Below are 23,110 nucleotides of genomic sequence, written 5' to 3'. Positions count from 1 at the left end.
GCTGTCGCCCAGTTTCAATAAAGCGGCTTTACACCATCGAAGCAATGGAATCATCGATCATTGCAACCAAGTCATCTTCATCAGGTGAAACCCGTGCATATACGCGCAGGCCTATGAGCTGCATTTGGATATAGCGAGCAAGGCGGGCTGCGTCTTTTGAAGAATCGACCTCGCCTGCCGCTTGCGCTTGTTCAATCAGTTGCGTTAGCGCCTGTTCTACAGCCTTCAGAAGCCCCTTCGCCTCATCTAACAATTCTCCGTTTTCTTCTGTCAGTTCAGCAATCGCTTTTACCAACATACACATCTCACTGGGCGTATCCTCTCGGCAATTCAAAACCACAGTTTTGATAAATGCTTTAAGTGCACCAAGCGGGGATTCGGACGTATTAGTGCTTTCAGTTAATCGCTCTAAGCTGGCTTTTGCATAGTGATTTAAGCTCTCTTTAAACAACCCTTCTTTACTGCCAAATGCGGCATAGATACTGCCCGGACGCATATCAATATGGTCTTGCAAATTACGCATAGACGTAGCGTGGAAACCTTTTTCCCAGAAAAGATTCGTTGCCTTATCCAGCACCTCAGAACGGTCATGTTTCAGAGTATTAGCCATGATTAAAACTTCAGATTGAACATTTGTTCAAATTTTAGCTTGAACACCCGTTCAAGTCCAGTTAGGATAAAAATAGATGAACGGACGTTCAATTTAATTTTAGATCAGCTGATAAGGATAGAAGTCTTATGAACGCACAATACACCCCACCTAAAGTGTGGAAGCATGAAGAGGAAAACGGTGGCACGTGGGCAAGTATCAATCGCCCAGTATCAGGTGCGACTCATCAAGCTGAACTGCCGAAAGGTAAACACCCACTTCAACTGTATTCGATGGGAACGCCTAACGGCCAGAAAGTCACCATCATGCTTGAAGAGCTGCTAGCAGCAGGCGTTGAACAGGCAGAATACGATGCCCACATGATTCAGATAGGTGAAGGAGATCAGTTCTCATCAGGCTTTGTGGATATCAATCCCAACTCTAAGATTCCAGCCCTTGTTGATAACTCAGGGGCGACGCCAACTCGCGTATTTGAGTCGGGTGCTATCTTGCTTTATCTCGCCAAGAAGTTTGGTTACTTCCTCTCAGAAGACCCTAGCGAACAGACAGAACAACTGAATTGGCTGTTTTGGCTACAGGGTTCTGCACCCTATCTAGGGGGCGGCTTTGGACACTTTTACGCGTATGCCCCGGAAAAGTTCGAGTACCCCATAGACCGCTTTACTATGGAGGTAAAACGTCAGTTAGACCTGCTGGATAAACAACTGGCGGACCATCCCTATATAGCGGGCGAAAACTACTCCATCGCAGATATTGCTATTTGGCCTTGGTACGGCGAGCTCGTCCGCGGAAACCAATACAGTGCCGCCACCTTTCTAGATGTCGATAGCTATTCCAACCTGCAACGCTGGGCCGAACAGATCTCGCAACGCACAGCCGTACAGCGTGGCCGTATCGTCAATCGCACTTGGGGCGAAGCCTGGGAGCAACTACGCGATAGGCATCAAGCTACGGATATAGATCAAGTTCTAAAGCTAAACCCCTGAACAATAAATACAAGCCATCTCAATTTACGTTAACTCAACAGGTTAAAAAACTTATGCTTAAATTCTATTTTCACCCTACCCCTAATCCAATGAAGGTCGCTCTTTTTCTTGAAGAAGCTGGACTAGAGTATGAATTAGTCCCTGTGGATACTTTAAAAGGAGAACAACACAGTCCGGAATACGCGGCAATCAATCCAAATAGAAAAGTACCTGCCATTGATGATGAAGGTACAAAGGTCTTTGATTCCACAGCAATCCTTCTCTACCTCGCCGAAAAACATAATCTTTTTCTGGGGAATGCCGAAGATAAGGCAAACTTACTCTCTTGGTTGATGTTTATCGCATCAGGCCTTGGGCCTTATTCGGGTCAAGCGGTACATTTCCAGCGCGCTGCACCTGAGAACCTACCTTATGCAATCAATCGTTATCGCCGTGAAGCAGCCCGCCACTATCAAGTGCTGGATGATCAATTGGCTAGCAATACCTATATCACGGGTGAGGCGTACACCATTGCAGATATTGCTGCTTGGGGCTGGATTGACCGCGTGCTACCAGTTTTAGGTGAGAACGAGCTTGAGAAATTCCCTAACCTATCACGCTGGTTCAAAACGGTAGATGCCCGCCCAGCAGTCGCCAAAGCCAGAAGTATCAGCGGTGATATCCAATTTAAATCTGAAATGGACGAAGAAGCGAAACGCGCTTTGTTCCCGCAGAATTACTAAGCTCCGGTAAATTCAGAACAGAGGATTATCGATAAAAGATTAGCCTCTGTTTATTTCGTGCTTTAGGCTCTTTCCCTTTACACCCTGAAAGCACTCACCGTTTGATTCAGCCCTTCCGCCATTCTGGCTAGATCTAAACTGGCCTGAGAGGTTTCCTCAACACTGGCAGCGTTCTGGTACCCTAGGTCGTTAATATCGGTCACAGTGCGGGTGGAATCTTCACTTACCAGACTTTGCTCTTCAGCAGCGGTCGCTATTTGACTCATCATATTGTTGATATGGCTTAATTGATCGACCACTTTCGATAGGGAATCCGTTGATTTTTCAGCCCCTTCAACCAATGAAATCGCTTTCTTTTGGGTTTGCTGCATAGAGTTCACTACGCGTGTTGACCCATCTTGCAGTCGTTTAATAATCTCAGATATTTCAGCTGTAGAGTTTTGCGTGCGAGAAGCCAGTTGCCTTACTTCGTCAGCCACAACCGCAAAGCCTCGCCCTTGATCACCTGCCCTAGCCGCTTCAATAGCTGCGTTTAGTGCCAAAAGATTAGTTTGTTCTGCAATATCCGAAATCACCTGCAATACAGTACTGATCTCTACAGTGCTGCTATCTAGATCTTTCACCGTATCCGCTGAGTTTTGCAGCTGATTCGATAACTCAGTAATACTCTCAACCGTGCCGATTAAGATATGGTTACTCTCCTGTAGCTCGCCATCGGCCCTATTAACCGAATCATTTACCTCATTAATGTTATGCGCCATCTCATTTGATGTAGCGCTCATCTGCTGCATAGAAGCAGATAAGGTATCGGTCTGAGTTTGTTGGTTTTGCACATGACAACTGCTTTCTGACATCGCTGTGGCAACTTCCTCTGAGGTCGCGGAAAGCTGGCTACTGATTTCAACGATTTGCCCAATCGATTTCTGTAGTTCTTGGCGGGTCATCTCCTGAGACTCCAACATTTGCGAGATCTCATCGACACCTGTGCTCTTAACATCATGGGTTAGATCCCCATCCGCGATATGCTTCATGCCTTCCACGGATAATTTAAGTCGACTGGTGATATTGCGCGTGATCAGAATACTCAACGAGATCCCAATGGCTAAAGCTGCTATCAGCGTTACCACTATGTTGGTTAAAGCAGACTTCTCATGGGCCAAAGCTGTCTCGGAGGCTTCAAGAGTGAACCTTTCTATCTCAGCCAATAGTTCTTCAAGATGTTTAGTTAACTGATCAGCAGCCTCTTCAACTTGAACCGCCAGTGCTTCTGAACGATCAAACTCTCTGTTCTTAATCGCTTTCATAGCAGCTAGGCCATAATGTTGGAACTCTTCATGTTCTTTCTCAATCGCTTTTAACTGCTCGGCTAGCATTGCGAACTCATCCAGCTCACTGGCGTAGACTTTTGGAATCAGCCCACCACTCTTGGTCTGGGACAAGTCGATAATCGCCGAGAGCTGCTTTTTGGTAGATCCAATGTGTTTATCTACTTTGAGGCCAAATTCAATAAACTTGTCTTGTTCCTTTGAAAAGCTGTCCTGATAGCTACCACTGCTTTGACCACTCTCGTTCTTCAACAACCCAACCGTTCCGAAATGAACTGCACGTTCAAAATGAATAGTTTGCTCAAGCTGGTATTCCGTTATTTTGGTCATCTTCTCGATCAGGGGGATATCTTTGTGAGCAATACTATCGAGTTCTTTGCCTATCTGATCCATAGATACGATCGCTAGACCTGAGGTCATTAATAAAAGGGAGAGTAAAGAAATAGCGAGCAGAGCGATTTTTTTGGAAACCGACATTTGATTTAGCATGGTGACTAAAACCTCTTGATTCATCCTTGCAAGATTTCGCAACTCCATAGTCGTACCAAAATTATCTATGCAAATAAGCTACATCTGACGGATAAATGTGGTTATTCAAGAAGTGACAAAATCCATTTTTGGGTAAGTTCCTTAAGAAATCCTATTTAGGTATAGCACAGGAAATACAGAATACTAAGAATACCCCGAGCCATTTTTCGGTCATATCAATGAGACGCTGGGTACAGCACGAAAACTGTTCAGGACCAATTGAAAATCAATAAGTTGTAATCAATAAAGAAGGGCGGGCAAAAGCCCGCTTTGGGTAACAAAGTAGAACAACGAGCCGATTTAGCTCATATACAGTGGCTCTAACCCAGCTTCCCCTGCCGCGAGCCGATTTTCACGGTTGTTCTCAGCCTCAACCTGTTTCAACAGTCCTTTACCATCCCATGAGAAGTTATCACTAGCAAAGCAGCTACGATTGAGGAATTCGATCTCGTGTTTGAACTCTGGGCTGACTCTATCGGATAGGTCATTCAGATGATTACATCCTGCATATTGATGGCGTGCCCAAATGATCAATTCTGTTCTCGCTTCTTGGGCGTTATTTGCTAAACAAGCCGCTTTTAGCTTTTTAAAACTTGGCGCCGAATTATCCGCTTTAGGTTCTTCCTGTATAACCTGTCGTGGCTGCTGTCTTCGCCATAGCAAAAATGCCACTGTGGATAAGATAACCCCAATTAAGATACCCACAACTAAAGTTAACCAAGGTGATACTTCACTCTCGTTCACAACAACCTGTTGGCTATTTATATTATCCACAGGGCTATTTTCGACGATCTGAGGCGCTTGCGTTGATAGCGTTGTGGATAACGGCTGTTGTACCTGCGGCGGAGGGCTAGGAGCCAAGGCTGTTGCATCCGCCTCAACATCAATATTGATAGCAGGGATGCTCGCTGCTTCCTGTTTCTTAGCCTCAGTGTTCCACCAAGGAAGCTGTATTTCGGGTAACGTGACTTTGCCACCGCGTTCAGGGATCACAGTGACCTCAAGCTTAAGACTTAGGGTAAGTTCACCATCGACGTAGTACTGCTCGATTTGCGGTTTGGTTGCGTATTGCTTTAGGCCTGGTACTTCCGGTAATACCAATTCAGGTAACTGCTCTTTTTTTACGCCTGTGGCCTCTAAGATCAACGTTCTTGTGACCGGCTCACCTTGCTTCCAACTGTCGATAGCTCGGTCAAAATCACTACCCAAATTGATCTCTTTCGCTGATAGCCAATGCTCGCCAGTAAACTCTGCAGGAATCGGCTGAACCTGAACTTCATAATCCTCTGCAGGCACAAAGATTCTGCGCACAGCTCTCGTATTAAAGCCTCTAAAAGGATCTGGTCGACCATCTGGAACTTGGCCGCTCAAACGCGCCCCTTGGATTTTTAGAGTGCCACTTTGTTGTGGCGTAATCAGCCATGCCTGCTCGATCACAAGCATACGACGGCCATTAAGTTCTTGCTCGTACTGACGCTGTTCACCCAAGGCTTCAATTAAAGCCTTACCCTCGGTCACTTGGGGTTCTTGGATGCCAGCATCATAAATTTTCCGACCCAGAACCAAGCTAGATTGATAGATAATAGGCTGCTGAACGATAGGGGTTTTATCAGATAGGGTAGAAAGGAACTCTACGCCACCATCAACAGCTGAAGGCTGCTTAACTTCAACAACTTCAATGCTGTGTTCTTTACTCTTCTCTCCCTCAAGTTCCAAGGCAGGTATAGTTAACTGGCCCGCTCGCTTAGGAAATAGGGTTAAAACCAGTTTAGTGGTGCTTGTTAGCGAACCGTTTTGGAAAGTCGTACTGGACTGATGACTACGCCCTAGAATCTGGAAGTCCTTGTGTAGGGGCTCTAGATCAACTTGGTTCGCTTCATTCGCTGTGATCTTAAGAATCAGGCGAAAGGATTCACCTTGCTCGATACGATTACGATCAATTTCGCTGCTGATCGCAGCCATCAGTAACTGACTAAAGAGTAAAAGTGTTGCTGCGGTAAATAACTTAATTCCATTTACCATAGTTTATCCTCCGCTGCTGGCTGCTCGGAACGCTGACGATATTGATAGATAAATTTGCGTCGCCACAGACCCGCTGGATCATCTTGAATTCGGTTTAACATCTGCTGATTAGATTGCTCGGTTTCATCCAGAGGCTGAGATTGTTCGGTACTATCAAGCTTCTGTTCTTGCTGCTCAGCATCTTTTAGCTTTTCATCCAATTGCTCCTTGAGCTCTTCAGCCATCTGTTGCTGATCTTTTTGTCTGGATGAAGATGATTGATCCATCTGTTGTTGCTGTTCTTGCTGCTGATCAAATGATTGCTCAGAAGCGTTACTCTGGTCATTTTGAGAATCTTGGCCTGACTGTTTATCGTCCTTTTTCTGCTGATCAGATTTGTCTTCTTTGTTCTGATCTCCGCCTTGTTGCTGCTGTTGCTCTTGCTGTTTTAACAACTCTTCAACCAACTTACGGTTATGCAGAGCATCGTCAAAATCAGGCCTTTCAGCTAACGCTTTATCGTAGGCTTCTAGTGCTTTCTCCAGCTGCCCGAGCTTGGCCAGTGAATTAGCATGGTTATAAAAATCATTCACAGTTTCAGGCTCTGGCAGGCTGTCTAAAGCCTGTTGATAATCTCCGCTCTCATAGTGCGAGAGCTGCTTCCAACGCGGATCTGTGAACAACTCCGCCGCAGCGCTTTTATCACCCTGTTGATAAATTTCAGCTGCTTGCTGATTTTGAGTTTTCCACAGCCCTTGCCACCAATCTGCATTAGCTGGCTGGGAAACGCCAGCAGAGGCTATTACGACAATAGGCAACGTCAGATTAAACAAACCGCGACGAAATAGAGGTAGTAAGAACGGTAATGCCAGCAAGATAAACCAGGGGCCTTCGGCAACCCAACGTTCAATATCTTTATCGACATTTACGGCGGCATTCTCGCCAGACTTAAGGCCAGCTATCAGATAATCGATATCCAGATCGTCCACACTAATTAACTGCGCCTGACCACCACCTAGACCAGCGGCTTCTGTCATCAACCCGATATTCATGGTCGCAATAACTTCATTGCCCTGTTGATCTCGTAAGAATCCATATTCGGTAGGTACAGGCCCACCTTCGGCCGTACCAACGGCCAGAATAGAGATTTTACGACCTTGATTGCGAATACGACTGGCATCGGCTGCAACTTGCGCAGGCGAGACTTCATCACTCACCAATAGGATGTTTCCGCCTTGAATATTGGCCTGCGCTAACATTTGATCGGCTAAGACTAAGGCGCGATCTGCCCGACTTCCTTGTACCGGCATAATATCAGGGGTCATCGCCGGTAAAGCAGCCAATATAGTATCGCTATCCTCGGTTAACGGTGTTACTGCAAAGGCATCACCGGCATAAACAATCAGTGCAATTTCTGTATCTGGGAGCTTTTTGAGTAGATCTTTAATCTTAAAATTAGCCCGTTGCAGGCGGCTCGGTTTTAGATCGGTTGCATTCATCGACGCTGACAGATCCAAGGCAAGCACTAAGGCATCACTTTGCTTAAATACCGGTTGCGGTTGCTTCTGCCACACCGGTTGCGTAGCCGCGATTGCTAGCAAGATCACCGCAGCAAATAAACTCCACGGCAACCAATTACGTTTTAACTTTTGTGCTCCCTGCTGTTTTAACAGCGGCAGGAGTTCTGGATCACAAACCTCTGACCAATCTTGGGCATCAGCTCTGCGCTTTTGCAGCCACAAAATAAGCACAAACGCCGCAGGAATAATCAGCAACCAAAGTGGCTGTTGTAGCTGAAGATCAGAAAACATCAGTTACGCCCTCTTAAGCTGATCGCTAGGATCAATGCCAACACAAAAGCGCCATAGAGCGGCCAGTGGAATAGCGGATCAATAGGGCGGAAGAATTCGGAATCTTGTTCAACCGGCTCTAATTCATCTAGCTCAGCATAGATCTCTGCGAGTTCATCCAGATCATACGCACGGAAGAACCGCCCTCCGGTTTGCTCAGCAATCGCCGTGAGTGTCTTCTCATCCAGATCAGAACCTTGCGCGAAGAACGAGCCTAAAACTCCACCTTGGCTGCCGCCGCCAACACCGATCGTGTAAATCTTAAGCCCCTCAGATTTTGCTAACTCCACCGCCTGCAAAGGTTTGAGCACCCCCGCAGTATTGCGACCATCAGTAAGCAGAATCAAAATGCGTTGTTCACTTTCCATCTGTTTGAAACGTTTTACCGCCAAGCCGATAGCATCACCAATTGCTGTCGCTTTACCCGCCAAACCCACTTGAGCTTCGTCTAACAAAGTTTTAACCGTGTCGCGGTCATGGGTCAGAGGCGCCTGTTGATAAGCCTGTTCTGCAAAAAGAATCAGGCCCACACGATCCCCTTCGCGGCGCTTGATAAAATCACCGGCGACTAATCGGGTTGCCGCCAATCGGCTCACCCAACGGCCATTCACCTCAAAGTCCTGCTCCAACATACTTTCCGACAGGTCCACCGCCATCATAAGATCACGGCCTTCCAGTTTCTGTGGAATCGGCTCGCCTAACCATTGTGGCTTCGCTACAGCCGCTATCAATAGCCCCCAGATAAGGTAAAGCAGCACTAGTCGCCATGGAGAGGATTGCTGAGTTGATACTCCTTGTTGCGGCCCTACCGCTTGTTCCATCTGGTCAAGAAATGGTACATGCAGTGAAGCCCCACCCTGATCCGCTGAAGGCTTAGAAAAGCGTCTTACTAACCAAGGCAGAGGTAAAAGTAACCAGAGCCACCACCAAGCAAACTCAAACATCGGCAGGTCCTCTAACATTACCTCTGGCATTAGTTAGCCAACCTCTACAAGCACTCAACAAAGCTTCAGCATCATACTCAGGTGATGCTTGATAAGGCGCTACTGCTAACACCGTTAAAGTATCCGAGCTGCTTTGCTTAGCTAAAAAATCAGTCCAAGCGGTTCCATTTAGCGCGGCGACATCTTGGCGAGAATACAAGGTCAGCGCTAGGCGTTTTAACAGTGCATTACACTCTTCGGCTAAAAGCCGTTTATTTTGATGCTGCTGGTACTTCGCTTGAATGGAGTTCAGCTCTTGTAACGCCCAACGATTTGGGTTGTTCCGCATTTTCTTCAGGTAGTAATAGCCAAGCCACACCACTGCAATAAATAGCCCGATACTGAGTAAAATTAACAACCACCAGCCCGGTGCCAAAGGCCACCAGCCAATCATCTCTGGCTGCTGCATGGGACGCAGGGGAAGCTGGGAAAAGTCCACTAGCTCACCTCCTGGGAATCAAACTGAAACAGCGGATGCTGATCCGTTTGCCAATGGGCAAATTCAACGCCACGTAGGTTGTGCCGATTCTGTAATAACTGTAATCGCTGCTGAAACTGGCCACGATATTTAAGCTGTTGCGCCTGATTGGCAGAGACCAACAATTCACGCCCTAAGCCGCTAAAACGATACGATTTCCCACTACTTGGCAGTTGTTGTTCCAGTGGATCGGAAATCAACACCAGCTTCAGTTCACAACGTTGTGCCAGACGCATCAAATGCAGTTCGGTTTCTTCATCAACATCGTGAAAATCGCTAAAAATATAGAGGATACTGCCACTGCTTAAGATCGACTCTAACCGCGCTAGTGACTGTGCCAAGGATCGTTCAGTGGTCTGCTCAGTAGGCTCAACACCCTGAGATAGTGCGGTAATCATCTGCATCAATTGCTGACGACTATTACTTGGCTTAAACAAATGCTCTTGCTGCTCGCTTAGCAGCATGCCACCTACGCGGTCGCCATTCGCCAGCGTTGTCCAGAGGGCCATCGCACTGGCATAGGCAGCCAACACCGATTTAAAGTGTCCGCGAGTTGCAAACTGCATACTGTGGCGAAGATCGCACAGCAGGAAAACTGGGCGTTCGCGTTCTTCTCGATAAAGCTTGGTATGTGCTTCACCTGTACGCGCCATCAAACGCCAATCCAAATGACGAATGTCATCACCCGGCTGATATTCACGGACATCATCGTATTCCATACCGCGACCACGAATATGACTGAGATGATGACCTTCACGAATCGCCATGCGCTCACGGCTATTCTGTCGCGCAGGCGGCCAGAACCGTAAACTAATAAGTTCGTCCACACTGATGAGGTGCCGTGCTGATGGCACAGGCCTTGGGCTTGCTTCCCCTAAGAACATAAATTGATCCCTAAGGTACCGCCACGCGGTTTATCAGTTCGGCGATCAATTTATCTTTATCTAAACCTCGCGCTTCAGCCACATAGCTCAAGCCGATACGATGTCTTAGCACACTTGGAGCAATCTCTTGGATATCATCTGGCGTTACAAAATCACGTCCAGCCAACCAAGCTTTAGCACGTACAGCGCGATCCAAAGCGATACTCGCACGCGGGCTTGCGCCAAAGACTAAACTATCTTTCAGATCGTCTCCGTAAGCTTCTGGATTACGTGTCGCCATCACCAGTGCGATCATATAATCCTCAAGGTTATCCGCCATGTAGACCTGCATAATGCTGGAGCGAGCTGCGAATAACTCCTGCTCGGTCAGCGCAACATCAATATGAGCGGCTTCCCCCGCTAACTCGGAGTTATGCTCGTCACGCACTAAACGCAGGATCTCTTTCTCTTGATTATGATCTGGGTAGTCAACGCGGATATGTAGCATAAAACGGTCTAGCTGAGCTTCGGGTAGTGGATAAGTCCCCTCTTGCTCCAGCGGGTTTTGCGTCGCCATCACCATAAAGAATTTAGACAGTGGATAAGTTTTACCTGCAACCGTGACTTGTCGCTCCGCCATCGCTTCTAGTAAAGCAGACTGTACTTTGGCTGGCGCACGGTTGATCTCATCCGCTAATAATAAGTTACAAAACAGCGGTCCCTGACGGAAACTAAACTCGCCTTTTTGTGTGTTGTAGATCTCAGTACCGGTAATATCGCTTGGCAGTAGATCCGGCGTAAATTGAGCACGATGGAACACGCCTTCTAACAGATCACTTAAGGCATGAACTGTACGCGTCTTCGCCAAACCTGGAGGGCCCTCCAGTAAAACATGGCCATCCGTAAGCAATGCAATCAACAAATGCTCAACTAAGGCTTCCTGCCCAATGACTTTCTGCTTTAAAGCCTCTGATAACCCGATCAGTTTACTCTGCAAGGTTTGACTCGATGCCGTATTTGCAGTGGCTTCTACTGTCATTCTAAGCTCCTGTTTTTATTAATTTTGCACAATGACGTTACGAATGTGATGCCTATTTATATGCGGTTAGCATCCCTGTTTTCAACTCTGCAACTCGATCTAATTTTACCGAACAAAAGGTAGTATTCAGATTCCTATTCTCAATAACAGTTCAATGTAACGCTTCGCTCACAAAAACTTCTTAAACCTGTCATCTAAACGTCACCCGGCATAGATAGTTTTGGCGGCATAAATCTATAAGACTTTCCATAAAGGTATTTTCAATGTCTATGCTGCACGGTTCTCACCCTCTTAAAGCGTTAGCCTTAGCTGTTGGCGCAACTTTGCTTACAACTACGGCTTACGCTGCCCCTATTCATGTAACTAATGGTAATAACAGCGGCGAAGGTTCCATGCGTGCAGCACTGATCGCTGTTGCTGAAGGTAAAGCAGATAGCGTCATTGTTACTAGCAAAGACGATATCATGATCAACTCCACTCTGACTTATACTGGTCAGGCACCTATCGCGATCTACGGTAACGGCCAGATCATCAAAACTGCAAAAAACACCGATTTGCTGGCTATATCTCAAGGCGCGGACCTGAATATCAGCGGTCTTAAATTTGAAGGACCTGGCGGTTTTAGCATCCAAAACCGCGGTGACCTAACAGGCGAAGCTGGTAAAGGTATCTTCGTTAACCTACGAGATAACCAAACTGGAACCCTAACCGTGACACTCAATAACGTTGAAGTTAGCGGTGTTGCTTATCACGGTATCCACATCTCTGATTGTGATATTGCTAAAGATTGTGGTGCAGGCGCAGGCGGCGAAGGCGGTGGTTCTCCAGCGTCTATCGCAGTAAATGCATACAACCTAAACATCCACAATGTCGGCTATGGCCGAGTAGATGGCGACGGCCTTCGAGTCGATGAACGTAACGAAGGCAACATACTATTTACCGCTCATAACTCTCGCTTCAACAAAGTAGGCGCTGACGGTGTTGAGCTGGATGAAGGTCAGAATGGCGACGTGATTGTTAACGTGAGCAACGTCGATTTCTCTAACAATGGTGGTTACTGCCAAAAAGACCTTCTACAACCTCTTCTGCCATCCCCAGTAGAAGCTGAATTTAAAGATGGCGAGATGTCTGCTGACAAAGTACCTGCTGAGATTGCCGGTTCCGCTGATGACAAATGCTTTGAACGCGAAGTCGATCTATATGCTTCCGGCTCAGTTGAAGCTTACGAGTTTGGTATCGATTTTGATGATGGTTTTGATATCGATGAAGCAGGTAACGGTAGTATTAAGACCGTCCTTTACTCTTCGACTATCCACAATAATCTAGATGAGGGCCTAGACTTTGACGAAGAAGGCGAAGGCGATATCGAGATCACAGTGATTGACTCTGCTGCATCAGGTAACACCGATGATGGCTTCAAAATGACGGAAGAGGAAAACGGTAACCTCACCGCTCTGATCTCTTCTGGTCATGCCGACAAAAACGGCGGTAAAGGCATTGTGCTAGAAGCTAAAGATGCAGGTAAAGTTGCAGCTCTCATCGAAAACAGCACAACCGCAAATAACGACAGTGGTAAGAAATCCGGCCTTAAGATAAAAGGTAAAGGTGTAATCACGCTGAAAGGCTCTGAAATCAATGACGGTTTCAAAGCGAAGAAAGCTGAAATCGTAAAAATCTAAGCCTCAACAGATAAACAACAAAGGGGAGCACTATGTTCCCCTTTTCATATCAATTAACATGACTTTATTCGGTCAGCATAAATCGAGTACAGAAAAAGATCGATAACAGCTCCAAAAACCCTCTGATTAACTGAGGTTTGTTCCGTTCAACGCAGCCTTTAGTTCTGATATTGGATGGGGGCGTGCAAATAAAAAGCCTTGTACTGCATCGCAGCCATATTTATTCACAAACTGATACTGTGTCTCAGTCTCTACACCTTCAGCTACAACCTTCAAGTTCAGGTTATGTGCCATATCAATTATAGTGCGAACAATCACCTCGTCATCATCATCCTGACCTATATCCTGAATAAATGACCGATCAATCTTTAAGGTGTTAAGTGGCAGTTGTTTCAACCGGCTTAGTGACGAGTAAGCCACACCAAAATCATCTATTGATATTTCTACTCCGATCTCACGAATTTCACATAATTGATCATAAATATCGTCCATTTCTGAAGCTATAACCGTTTCCGTAATTTCTAGCTCTAATTTATCAGCAGGGTACTTAGTTTCTGCCAACATAGAGCTAACCTGTTCAGACACACCCTGACGCAAAAAATGCGCAGCTGAAAAATTGACAGACAATAAAAGGGTCGGTTTTCCGTCATATAACTCTAATAACTCTCGACATGCGGTTTCCATGACCCAGTTGTCGATCTGACCAATTAACCCACAGTCCTCCGCTAGGGGGATAAACTCTGCTGGTGAGATAAACCCTTCATCAGGGTCATACCAACGAATCAACGCCTCAAGCCCAATAGGGTTTAACGAACGACTATCCCACTTAGGTTGATAATAAACATCAAAGCAGCCTTCCTTCACAGCTTTACGCAATTTACTCTCTAAGCACATCCTTCGCTCGGTCCGCTCATTCATCTCTCGAGCATAAAAACTAAACTGATTACGACCCGCTTCTTTAGAGCTGTACATTGCTGTATCAGCATTTTTTAAAATCGTAGATGCGTTTGTCCCATCTTCAGGATAAACACTTATACCAATACTCGTTGTTACTTGAAGGCTATAACCATTGATTTCGGCAGGTTCACTTATGGTATCTATAATTTTCTGAGCCACCTCTGCGGCCACATCGGGTGCGGTATCTTGCAGTAGGACTGCAAACTCATCCCCCCCTAAACGGACCAAGGTATCACTGCTGCGTAAGTTTTGTTTTAGTTTACGACCTAAATTGATCAGCAGTTTGTCCCCAATATCATGCCCTAAACTATCATTAATACCTTTAAATCTATCAAGATCGAGAAAAAACAGAGAAAGTTGCTGTCCATGACGTTGACCAAAATTTATCGCACCCTGCAGGGTCTCATCTAGCATTGCTCGGTTAGCCAAACCCGTTAATGGGTCATGAAATGCTTGATGTTCCAACCTTTTATTTAATTCATACAGTTCATCTGTACGTTCATTAACCTTATCTTCTAGATTATCCCTAGCTTGCTGAAGCTCGTTATCTCGAAGCTGAATTTGATGCAACATCTCATTAAAGTCATCAGCTAACACACCTATTTCATCCTGAGAAGCTTTATCTGCCCTCAACTTATAATCACGAGTTCTAGTGATATTTCTGACAGTGCTTGCCAATTTTAATATGGGAGAGGTAATTACGCGTTGAGCCGTACTGGCAATAAGGACAGCAAGTAATAAAGCAGCTAGAAATAACCACCCTAATACAGCAACTCGCTTAAGTTGCTGTTGTTTCCAACTTTCCATTTCGGAATACAAGACAACAAAACCTAGATACTCCTGATCCCAGCTAATTTCATGCTTGGTATAAAAATAACCGTCAACAAGACCACTCTTTTCTGCTTGCCATATTACTGAAGGTTCATGTTCAGCTCTCTTGAAGCTAGCAAACACATTTTGATCAGCATCATAAAGATAAGCTGCAACCACATTGACCTCTCCTCTGAGGGAGGCAAGAGTATCAGTAGCAGATTGGTGATCCCCAAAGAGCAAAGCTGCAGCGCTGTTGTTTCCTATCACGCTAGCCTGAGACTGGATACGATTTATTAAATCATTACGTGAATTTATCCAATCACTTATTGCAAAGCCAATCGTTGCTACCGACAACACAATACAGCTACTTAAGAACAACAAAATCGCTAACTTTTTCTGAATTAGGCGACTATTTATTAACAATTAAATATCCTCCTTATCCAAAATATTTGCCAACTTAAGTAACTGCGAACTCATTTGGAGTTTACGCTCATGAACCTGCTTTAGGCTGACTTCAAATCCGATACTAGATCCCCGCCTTACTAGGCTTAATAATACCCCTGGCAGAAGCAATCCTTGCTTCACATCAGTGGTAAGATCTGCAACTGTTAACAGCCCGACTTCTGGCCCACTGGCAGCATAATCTAGCTGATATTGAGAAAGCTCTTCGTTGCTGATCAACAAGATACTGCACGATTTAGCATGGGTTAGATCCTGAATAGTAGAACTCTTCACGACTTTCCCATGTACATCTCGACCTACAATTGAATCGAACCCTTTACCAATAAAATCGGTACGATAAAAACAAATGTTGAGATGCTCTTGGTTTGAATGAGAATCAGGCCAACTCACAAATTTAGCAATATTGAAAATAAAAGCAGCTTTCACACGATCTAATTTTTCGCCATGATCAGCCCAAGCACTGGTAGCCAGCGCCAAACAGAACAGGATGGTTAAGAGATTAAACCAAGAGAACAGCTTCCAGCGAAATATCATAAAAGATTTTTATTCCATTTCAGGCTGAACCATATTTCCCGTTCACTGCGCTCATTATTATGCTGAGAACCAAAATCGGCAGCCGGGTCGTAAACCTTTTTATCAAAAAAATTGTCCACCCCAAATCGATAACTCAATCCATCTTTCCATTCCCCTGAAGCAAACAAATTTGTGATGACAAACTCATCAGCATTGTCGCGCTCAAAGTTATTTGTATCTTCACGCACATCACTATGAACTAAGCTAAAACCAACCAGATGATTAGACAGATATAGGTAATCAACTTTAAAGCTACTACTCCAACTAGCCAGATAAGGTAACTCTATTGTTTCAGAATCTGTTTCTAAGTAAGCCAGTGCTAAACGAACATTCACTTGATCTAGTGGTCGCATGTTAAGAAGCATTTCAGCTCCACGCATTTGAACAGTGCCATCAACATTAGCGAAATATTCATCCGCCATATCAGGTGTTGGCACTTCACTTATGTAGTTTTCAAGTTCATTGTGGAAAAGATTCAAGCTTATATTTGCTTGGCCCCACTGATATTGATAAGCCAACTCCAACGACTTGATTTCTTCAGCTTCCACATCAGGGGCTTCGAAGTTGGTTCCTTCCAATACTTTGAGGTATTCACGAAATGTCGGTGTTCTAATTGCAGTACCGTATTGTGCTTTCCAAGTATTACGGTCATCTGGTGCGTATACTGCTGCGGCGCGGTAATTAAAATATCCACCAAAAGAACCAAACTGATCGTACCGACCACCAAAAGTCAGACCTAGCTCAGGATTTACCTGCCATACATCCTGAATGAATAACGCCCAATCATTATTACTTATCCCTGGTTCATTCAGCAGATTACCCTTCTCTGTTGGACTGAGAAAGCCATCTTTAAAGTGAAAAAATCGCTCAAAATCAGTGCGTTTAGCTTTTTCATATTGCCAACTACTTCCAACAGCTAAAGAATGATCACCGAAAGCCTTAAGCCAGGTAAAAGAAGCCCCTGCCATGGTGGCATCCTGATATTCTTCATAGCCTAAGGCACGAGTTTCTTGCTCAATTTCAATTTCTCTCGTCTTATCATCCTGATAGTAAAGCTTGCTCTCGACTCTCCCGCTTTGTAGATCTCCCCATTGGTAATCTAAAGAGAGTGATAGAAAATCTTCATCAATAGAAGCATCTTGAGTCGTAGGTATATTTAAGAAAGGAGTTTCCGATTTATTCAACATCAAGCGGAGTGTCAGGCCCGGCATTGGACTAGCCTTAATGTGCAGGTTTTGGAATTCTTCATCTAGAGGCTGTAAAACATCACCGCCAATAAAGCTTTTCCGGTCTTCACGAAACGGAGCATCCTGATCAAGGGCACTAGCAAAGATTTGTACTTCTGGAGTGTTATAGAGAAATCCCGCTTTTTTCCTATCGTTATCCGCCACCTCTGCCGTCAGTTCCAACTGATCTGCATTTGAGAATTCGCGGGTAGTGATCGAAATTATCCCTCCAAATGCATTAGCCCCATAAAGACTTGAAGCAGGACCTAAAATAATTTCTACTTTCTCTATCAATTCCAAAGGTAGATTGTCACCTAATGAAAAATGACCATAGTAGAGATGTCTAATTCGGACGCCATCTACCATCAAAACCATTTTATCGTTATAGCGATCTAACAACCCCCTGGCCCAAACTGAGCGATGACGCTTACGATATTGATTAAGCTGAAGTCCAGGAACGAAAGCTAACAGATCGTCTAATCTACGCACTCCGAACAAATCAAAATCTTGGCGATGAAAACTATAAACTGTTCCTGGCGCTTTTTTGGTCTGTGTAGGCAGTAAGGAAGCTGCTGTAAACACTTCCAATTCCACCAATTCATTCAGTGAAAGGAGCGTAAAATCTTCTTCGGTAGGGACGGCATAAGCTGGATAGGACAAAGCCGCAGACACAAGCAATGCTACACAACATTGCGTCTCACTATTAAACATTCCCGATTACCCTGTATTTTTTTTATTTTGTGGTAAACGTACAAGTTATTTATTATCTCATTGATTTTATAGATAAAATCATCAGAAACACTAACTCACTCTACTTCGATATTCTTATTTTTCACCCATAAAAACAATCTTATTTTTCTAATCTATTGTCATAGATCATATAATCCAGACTAAAGCCTCATATCACCCAATCAGCTATAATCGTTTTATTCAACTATAAGAGAAGCTGTTTTGAGGGCTTTCCCTAACATAAAACTACATTTGTATACTCCATATATAGCTCCTATCGATAACTGCAGATATCAGCGATCCGTATAACATTAAGAACGAACCTAGAGCCGACCTACTAGAAGAAAGAAACAAGTAGCGACTATCATTTTTTGATACACTTTACACAGTAAAGTGCTCTATTTTTGAATAAAGAAGGCAAATCTGTCAGATCAAGAATTGAACTACTTCGCGAGTACGACTCCTCTATTACAAGCTTTGGTGGTATGATGTCGCCCCTTGGGCGCAGTACTAGGTACAGCCACCACTGTTTTGTTGGGTTTATCCTCTGGTGGTACCATTCTACTGGCAGCATTAGGGGTCGGTGTTTATTCTTTATCGCGGTACCTGCAGCGATATTCTTAACACCTCCAAGCGCTAACCAAAGCCTATCAATGATTGCTAACTTACATAGCATCACGTTGTATAACGTGTTGATAAGGTTTCTATTTTTCAGCGCACTGATTATTGAATTTTTGGCATTAAGCCAAGAGGAAACAGGTAAACAAAAATGAGTAAAGTCTCCGTCAGTATCATCATGGGCTCTCGCTCAGACTGGCCAACCATGCAAGAGGCTACTAAGCCACTGGAAGAACTAGGTGTAGAGTTTGAAACTAAAGTGGTTTCTGCACACCGTACGCCTGAGCGTCTTTTCCAGTTTGCCTCCGAAGCGCACACACGTGGCGTTGAGGTAATTATTGCAGGTGCTGGCGGCGCAGCTCACTTGGCTGGTATGGCAGCATCTATGACTCATCTGCCAGTTATCGCAGTACCTGTTGCCAGCAAAAACATTAAAGGCCTAGATAGCCTGCTATCTATGGTTCAGATGCCACGCGGCGTAGCCGTTGCTTGTCAGGCAATTGGCGGTGCGGGCGCATACAATGCAGGCCTAATGGCAGCACAGATGCTAGCCCTTAAAGATGCAGAATTGAGCCAGCGCCTACAAGAGTGGCGTAAAGCTCAGACTGACAGCGTTCCTGTTGAGGTAGAATAATGCACGTTGCTATTGTTGGATGCGGTCAGTTGGCACGCATGATGGCTTTGGCTGGTTGGCCTCAAGGTCACCGTTTTACTTTTCTGGCTGAGCCAGGTGAAGGTACTGATTGCGTTAAAGGCTTAGGTGAAATTGTTGAGCGCACTCCAGAGATGGAAGGCGAGTCTCTTTTTACTGCACTAGGCAATCCTGATGTGGTAACGGTTGAGCGTGAACATGTTGATGTTTCTCTTCTAAGCACACTAAAGCCGCACTGCTCTGTTTATCCTTCTCCAGAAGCAATTAGCTATTGCCAACACCGTGGACGTGAGAAAACTTTCCTAAACTCTTTAGGTATCAAGACTGCACCGTTCCACCTTGCGAACAATGCAGAGGAATTGAGCGCGAGCGTTAAAACGCTAGATTACCCAGTATTCGTTAAGACCTGCGAAGAGGGTTATGACGGTTACGGTCAGTGGGTTCTAAAAACCGATGAAGATTTAGCTAATCTGGTAGCTCAAGCAGATTCGCTACCAGAAGTTGTGATTGAAGGTCGCGTCGATTTTGATCGTGAAGTCTCTTTGATTGCCGCACGTGACGCGTCTGGCGCTTGCGTATTCTATCCGCTAACAGAAAACCTTCACCGTAACGGTATTCTGTGGAGCTCGATTGCTCCGGCTGATGCACCTGAAGCCTTGCACGCTAAAGCTAAAGATATCGCAGATAAAGTACTCAACGCTTTGGACTACGTTGGCGTAATCGCTATCGAAATGTTCCAAGCGGGTGATGATTTGCTGGTTAACGAACTAGCGCCACGTGTTCATAACAGTGGTCACTGGACTCAAGGTGCAGGCATCTCTTCCCAGTTTGAAAACCATATCCGCGCTATCTGCGGTTTAGGTTTAGGTCACACCATCAACAGCCAACACGCTGGCATGGTTAACCTATTAGGTATCGAAGCACCTAAAGAGATTATCAGCGAAAGCAATGTACAGCACCATGTGTACAACAAGTCGCTGCGTCCAGGCCGTAAGGTTGGGCACCTTAACCTAGTCAGTGACGACCGTCACACACTAGAAGTTAAGCTAAAACGCATTCGCGATAGCCTTTACGAAGACTAATCGTCTTTAGTTAGGACTAAGCATTAAAAAAACCCGGCTACTTTACAGTACCGGGTTTTTTATTAGCTGCTCTTAGACAATCACGGCCGAGTCATCAAGTAATGAGCGATTGCCTCTCGATCTGACTTCTTTAGGTACTTAGCGCCATCACGTACCACTTCACCCATACTGCCACCATAGACATCACCATCCTGCTTCACTCCAGACTTCAACGAGTAAGCCAGATCCGCTTCGCCCCAACCCTGTTCAGCTAATGCGACTGCAGTAATTGCAGGAATAACGTCATCATCTTCAACAAAGCCCTGATGACCACTTAAAGCTGCCGCAGTATCTAATCCTCCCAATAGGTTTCTAGGGGTATGACAAGCGCCGCAATGCGTCGGCCCTTGAACGAGATAAGCACCTCGATTGTACTGCTCACTTCTCTTAACATCGGGAATAAACCGTTGCTCATCAAAGAACAGCAACTGCCACACATCTAAGCCCCAATTGAGGTTGAACGGGAAGCTCACTTGATGCGCTGCCGAAGGTTTGGCAACAGCGGGGACGGTTTTAAACGCCGACCACAAATCAGCGACATCCTGATCAGATAAACGCATGTAAAAACTATAAGGAAAAGCTGGGTAGTAGCTTTGACCGTTAGGCGACTTACCCACGCGCAATGCACGTTCAAAATCATCTACACTCCACTTCCCGATTCCGTGTTCCTTATCCATCGTAAGATTCGGCGCATAGAAAGTTCCGAACGGCGTTTCCGTGCCCTTTCCTCCCGCTAACGGCTTTCCTTTAGCTTCACTATCGGTGTGACAAGCGATACAGCCTGAAACACGTGCAAGATAAGCTCCTCTGGCAACATTCCCCTTCAGCTCAGATAGCGAGGCTCTAGGTTCATCTACCGAACTCAGGTAGCTGACTCCTAACGCAGCGCCTAAAAAAAAGCAGATTAAGAGAGCTGAAAACCAGAGCAGTTTTCTCATTTATCTTTCTCTACACGATAGTCAGTATGACAAGCTGAGCAGTTATCACTTAAACGCTCAAATACTACCTCTACCGGCATAGTCGCAAAGGATTCCGCACCCTCTTGTACTTCAGGTTCTGCAGCCATACCCATCATACTTGCTGAGGTGTCTTCGGTATTTTCCGAGCCGATATTGTCAGCGGAGTCGTACAAACCTTGGCTGATTTGCTCTAACTCTTTAGAAAGATGCTGAAAACGGTCCCACTCCTGCCAAATCTCAGCTTTAGCTTCGGTTGGATGATGCAGACTACCTTTCGGGAATAACTTGGTAAGGTTCTCACCCGCATGCATATTGATCGTTTCAGCTGCAACACGAACCTGAATAGGCTCATAAGGAATCTTGCCCTTAAACATGTCAGAAACCGTTTTCATCGCCCCTTTCATATCTTCCATGGCATCCATACGCTCTTTAACAATACCTGTTGCTCCACCATGGGCATATGCATATCCAGACAACATGGCGCCGACTAAAAAAAAGGGCGCTACTATTTTGTTCATATTCTTGCTCATATGTAATTACTAACCAATCATCCTCAGCCAAGACTAACTTAAAACCTACCAGCTACGATATTAAAATAAGCCAAAAAAATTCTCTAAACTCCCATGCCTCTCAGCACATCTATTTTATTACTATCCAGAGGCAAAACCCTTATCTATTTACCTTTTTAAAATACTGAAGCCTAATTCCACTGCAAAGTGAGTTTAAGCGTAAAATAAAGCTTAAAATTTAATCTAAAAAAGAGAATGCACTATAAAAAATTGATAGAATCACCATCAATTAAATCATCAATTATTCGAAGGAATGGAATAGATGAAAAAGCTTTTCTCCACAGGATTAATAGTAACCGCTATCACCTTAACTGCAGGTTGCTCCAGTACGATTACTATTAAAGAAAACGCTCCCAGTTCTGATGCGTTAGAACTTTCCGCTGATACTAACGGTGTTAAACTCTCAGATATCAACTATGCCAAAGATCTACCCACCTATAATGGTGAAAAATACCTGATCGGTCATGGTGACCAATTAGTTGTATCTGTATGGGGACGCATAGATTTAGGTTCTCAATTACCTGCAGGTGGTGATACCCGCAGAAACCTTTCGGTTGTGAGCGAAGACGGCGAAATTAGCCTTCCTTTCCTTGGTAATATCAAAGTTGCTGGCAAGACTGCTGCAGAGGTTAATCAGTTAGTTACTGACCTTTACTCTAAAATTGTTGATCGCCCTAAAATCGATGTCACAATTGTGGAGTATCGTTCTCAGCAAGTAACGGTAGAAGGAGCGGTGACAAGACCGGGTAATTACCCTCTGAACGATGTAGTTCATACAGTCGCCGAAGTCGTTATGAGAGCAGGTGGTGTCAGAGACAATGCTAATACCGTAGAAGCTGTTCTGGTCCGAGATAAACAAGCTTATCGAATGAATTATCGCTCAGGTCAACTAGGTCTTAGCGACGTTCATAATGTCCGCCTACAAAAAAATGATCGAATTTTCTTCCCTGACATCGACGATAATTACGTCACAGTTATGGGTGAAGTTGAGCGACAAAGACTAGTTCCAATCCCTGTTACCGGCTTAACTTTATCGGACGCACTAGCAATATCTGGTGGTTTATCGGCTTTAACTGCTGACTCCGAGAATATTTTCTTAGCTCGAGTGTCTGATGGGGAACAAAGACTATACAACCTTTCTTTATCGGACAATCATCTCAAGCTGAAGAAAGATGATCTGTTAGTGGTTGCACCAACCAACTTAACTAAGTGGAACCGTTTCTGGAACCAGATCATTCCGGGTATCTCTGCTGGTGCGGGCGTATCTCAGATGTACTACAACTTTGACGTCGATGATAACCGTACACCAAATAACTAAGCCGTAAGCTCATAGTTATAAAAAAGCCGGTAACATTCAACATGCTACC

The 23,110-nt window shown here is 45.0% G+C and carries 19 protein-coding genes; 6 read left to right on the top strand and 13 right to left on the bottom strand.

Annotation, left to right across the window (positions count from 1 at the left end; all coding sequences use genetic code 11):
• Positions 1–28: 28 nt before the first annotated feature.
• Positions 29–610, bottom strand: a complete 582-nt coding sequence (locus tag ACMXYX_RS00745; protein ID WP_415897317.1) for a TetR/AcrR family transcriptional regulator — start codon at positions 608–610, stop codon at positions 29–31.
• A gap of 128 nt (positions 611–738) precedes the next feature.
• On the opposite strand from ACMXYX_RS00745, the gene yghU reads away from it, so the two are divergent.
• Together yghU and ACMXYX_RS00735 are read left to right on the top strand one after the other, a co-directional pair.
• Positions 739–1,596, top strand: coding sequence for a glutathione-dependent disulfide-bond oxidoreductase (yghU, locus tag ACMXYX_RS00740; RefSeq protein ID WP_415897316.1), 858 nt, complete (start codon positions 739–741; stop codon positions 1,594–1,596).
• A gap of 53 nt (positions 1,597–1,649) precedes the next feature.
• Entirely contained in the window at positions 1,650–2,318 is a 669-nt protein-coding gene (locus tag ACMXYX_RS00735; RefSeq protein WP_415897315.1) for a glutathione S-transferase family protein, read from the top strand.
• 77 nt (positions 2,319–2,395) lie between these two features.
• Here the strand turns inward: ACMXYX_RS00735 and ACMXYX_RS00730 are convergent, their stop codons facing one another.
• The 7 genes from ACMXYX_RS00730 to ACMXYX_RS00700 form a co-directional block, all read right to left on the bottom strand.
• A complete protein-coding gene (locus ACMXYX_RS00730; protein ID WP_415897314.1) occupies positions 2,396–4,180 on the bottom strand; it encodes a methyl-accepting chemotaxis protein in 1,785 nt (594 codons plus the stop codon).
• A gap of 291 nt (positions 4,181–4,471) precedes the next feature.
• Complete coding sequence (locus tag ACMXYX_RS00725; RefSeq protein WP_415897313.1) at positions 4,472–6,193, bottom strand: BatD family protein; 1,722 nt, start codon at positions 6,191–6,193, stop codon at positions 4,472–4,474.
• The gene (locus ACMXYX_RS00720) at positions 6,187–7,983 is read right to left on the bottom strand and encodes a VWA domain-containing protein (protein ID WP_415897312.1); all 1,797 of its coding nucleotides are present in this window, start codon (positions 7,981–7,983) and stop codon (positions 6,187–6,189) included. The genes ACMXYX_RS00725 and ACMXYX_RS00720 overlap by 7 nt, the downstream gene beginning before the upstream one ends.
• On the bottom strand, positions 7,983–8,966 hold the full coding sequence (locus ACMXYX_RS00715) for a vWA domain-containing protein (RefSeq protein WP_415897311.1): 984 nt from the start codon (positions 8,964–8,966) through the stop codon (positions 7,983–7,985). Before ACMXYX_RS00715 ends, ACMXYX_RS00720 begins: the two co-directional genes overlap by 1 nt.
• A complete protein-coding gene (locus ACMXYX_RS00710) occupies positions 8,959–9,444 on the bottom strand; it encodes a DUF4381 domain-containing protein (RefSeq protein WP_415897310.1) in 486 nt (161 codons plus the stop codon). Before ACMXYX_RS00710 ends, ACMXYX_RS00715 begins: the two co-directional genes overlap by 8 nt.
• Positions 9,444–10,367: a DUF58 domain-containing protein gene (locus ACMXYX_RS00705; RefSeq protein WP_415897309.1), complete on the bottom strand. Its 924-nt coding sequence runs from the start codon at positions 10,365–10,367 to the stop codon at positions 9,444–9,446. The genes ACMXYX_RS00710 and ACMXYX_RS00705 overlap by 1 nt, the downstream gene beginning before the upstream one ends.
• Positions 10,368–10,377: 10 nt before the next feature.
• Positions 10,378–11,385: an AAA family ATPase gene (locus tag ACMXYX_RS00700; RefSeq protein ID WP_415897308.1), complete on the bottom strand. Its 1,008-nt coding sequence runs from the start codon at positions 11,383–11,385 to the stop codon at positions 10,378–10,380.
• 263 nt (positions 11,386–11,648) lie between these two features.
• On the opposite strand from ACMXYX_RS00700, the gene ACMXYX_RS00695 reads away from it, so the two are divergent.
• Positions 11,649–13,064 (top strand): hypothetical protein, encoded by a 1,416-nt coding sequence (locus ACMXYX_RS00695; protein ID WP_415906374.1) that lies wholly within the window; start codon positions 11,649–11,651, stop codon positions 13,062–13,064.
• A 126-nt stretch (positions 13,065–13,190) separates the two neighbouring features.
• Here the strand turns inward: ACMXYX_RS00695 and ACMXYX_RS00690 are convergent, their stop codons facing one another.
• Genes ACMXYX_RS00690 through ACMXYX_RS00680 form a run of 3 tightly spaced genes read right to left on the bottom strand, consistent with a single transcriptional unit; the run spans position 13,191 to position 17,806 of the window.
• On the bottom strand, positions 13,191–15,257 hold the full coding sequence (locus tag ACMXYX_RS00690; protein WP_415897306.1) for an EAL domain-containing protein: 2,067 nt from the start codon (positions 15,255–15,257) through the stop codon (positions 13,191–13,193).
• A complete protein-coding gene (locus tag ACMXYX_RS00685; protein ID WP_415897305.1) occupies positions 15,258–15,830 on the bottom strand; it encodes a YfiR family protein in 573 nt (190 codons plus the stop codon). It lies immediately after the preceding gene.
• Entirely contained in the window at positions 15,827–17,806 is a 1,980-nt protein-coding gene (locus tag ACMXYX_RS00680) for a TonB-dependent receptor plug domain-containing protein (protein ID WP_415906373.1), read from the bottom strand. Before ACMXYX_RS00680 ends, ACMXYX_RS00685 begins: the two co-directional genes overlap by 4 nt.
• Before the next feature lie 787 nt (positions 17,807–18,593).
• On the opposite strand from ACMXYX_RS00680, the gene purE reads away from it, so the two are divergent.
• Together purE and ACMXYX_RS00670 are read left to right on the top strand one after the other, a co-directional pair.
• Positions 18,594–19,076: a 5-(carboxyamino)imidazole ribonucleotide mutase gene (gene purE, locus ACMXYX_RS00675; RefSeq protein WP_415883076.1), complete on the top strand. Its 483-nt coding sequence runs from the start codon at positions 18,594–18,596 to the stop codon at positions 19,074–19,076.
• On the top strand, positions 19,076–20,176 hold the full coding sequence (locus tag ACMXYX_RS00670; protein ID WP_415897303.1) for a 5-(carboxyamino)imidazole ribonucleotide synthase: 1,101 nt from the start codon (positions 19,076–19,078) through the stop codon (positions 20,174–20,176). Before purE ends, ACMXYX_RS00670 begins: the two co-directional genes overlap by 1 nt.
• 80 nt (positions 20,177–20,256) lie before the next feature.
• On the opposite strand, the gene ACMXYX_RS00665 is transcribed toward ACMXYX_RS00670, so the two are convergent.
• Both ACMXYX_RS00665 and ACMXYX_RS00660 read right to left on the bottom strand, forming a co-directional pair.
• Positions 20,257–21,153, bottom strand: coding sequence for a c-type cytochrome (locus ACMXYX_RS00665; RefSeq protein ID WP_415897302.1), 897 nt, complete (start codon positions 21,151–21,153; stop codon positions 20,257–20,259).
• Positions 21,150–21,692 (bottom strand): c-type cytochrome, encoded by a 543-nt coding sequence (locus ACMXYX_RS00660; RefSeq protein WP_415897301.1) that lies wholly within the window; start codon positions 21,690–21,692, stop codon positions 21,150–21,152. The genes ACMXYX_RS00665 and ACMXYX_RS00660 overlap by 4 nt, the downstream gene beginning before the upstream one ends.
• Positions 21,693–22,005: 313 nt before the next feature.
• Here ACMXYX_RS00660 and ACMXYX_RS00655 point away from each other — a divergent pair, with 313 nt between their 5' ends.
• Positions 22,006–23,061, top strand: coding sequence for a polysaccharide biosynthesis/export family protein (locus ACMXYX_RS00655; protein ID WP_415897300.1), 1,056 nt, complete (start codon positions 22,006–22,008; stop codon positions 23,059–23,061).
• The last annotated feature ends 49 nt before the right edge of the window (positions 23,062–23,110 follow it).

This window comes from Neptuniibacter sp. QD72_48 (assembly GCF_047778065.1).
Lineage (GTDB): Bacteria > Pseudomonadota > Gammaproteobacteria > Pseudomonadales > Balneatricaceae > Neptuniibacter.
This window is presented reverse-complemented; position numbering and strand designations above follow the sequence as displayed.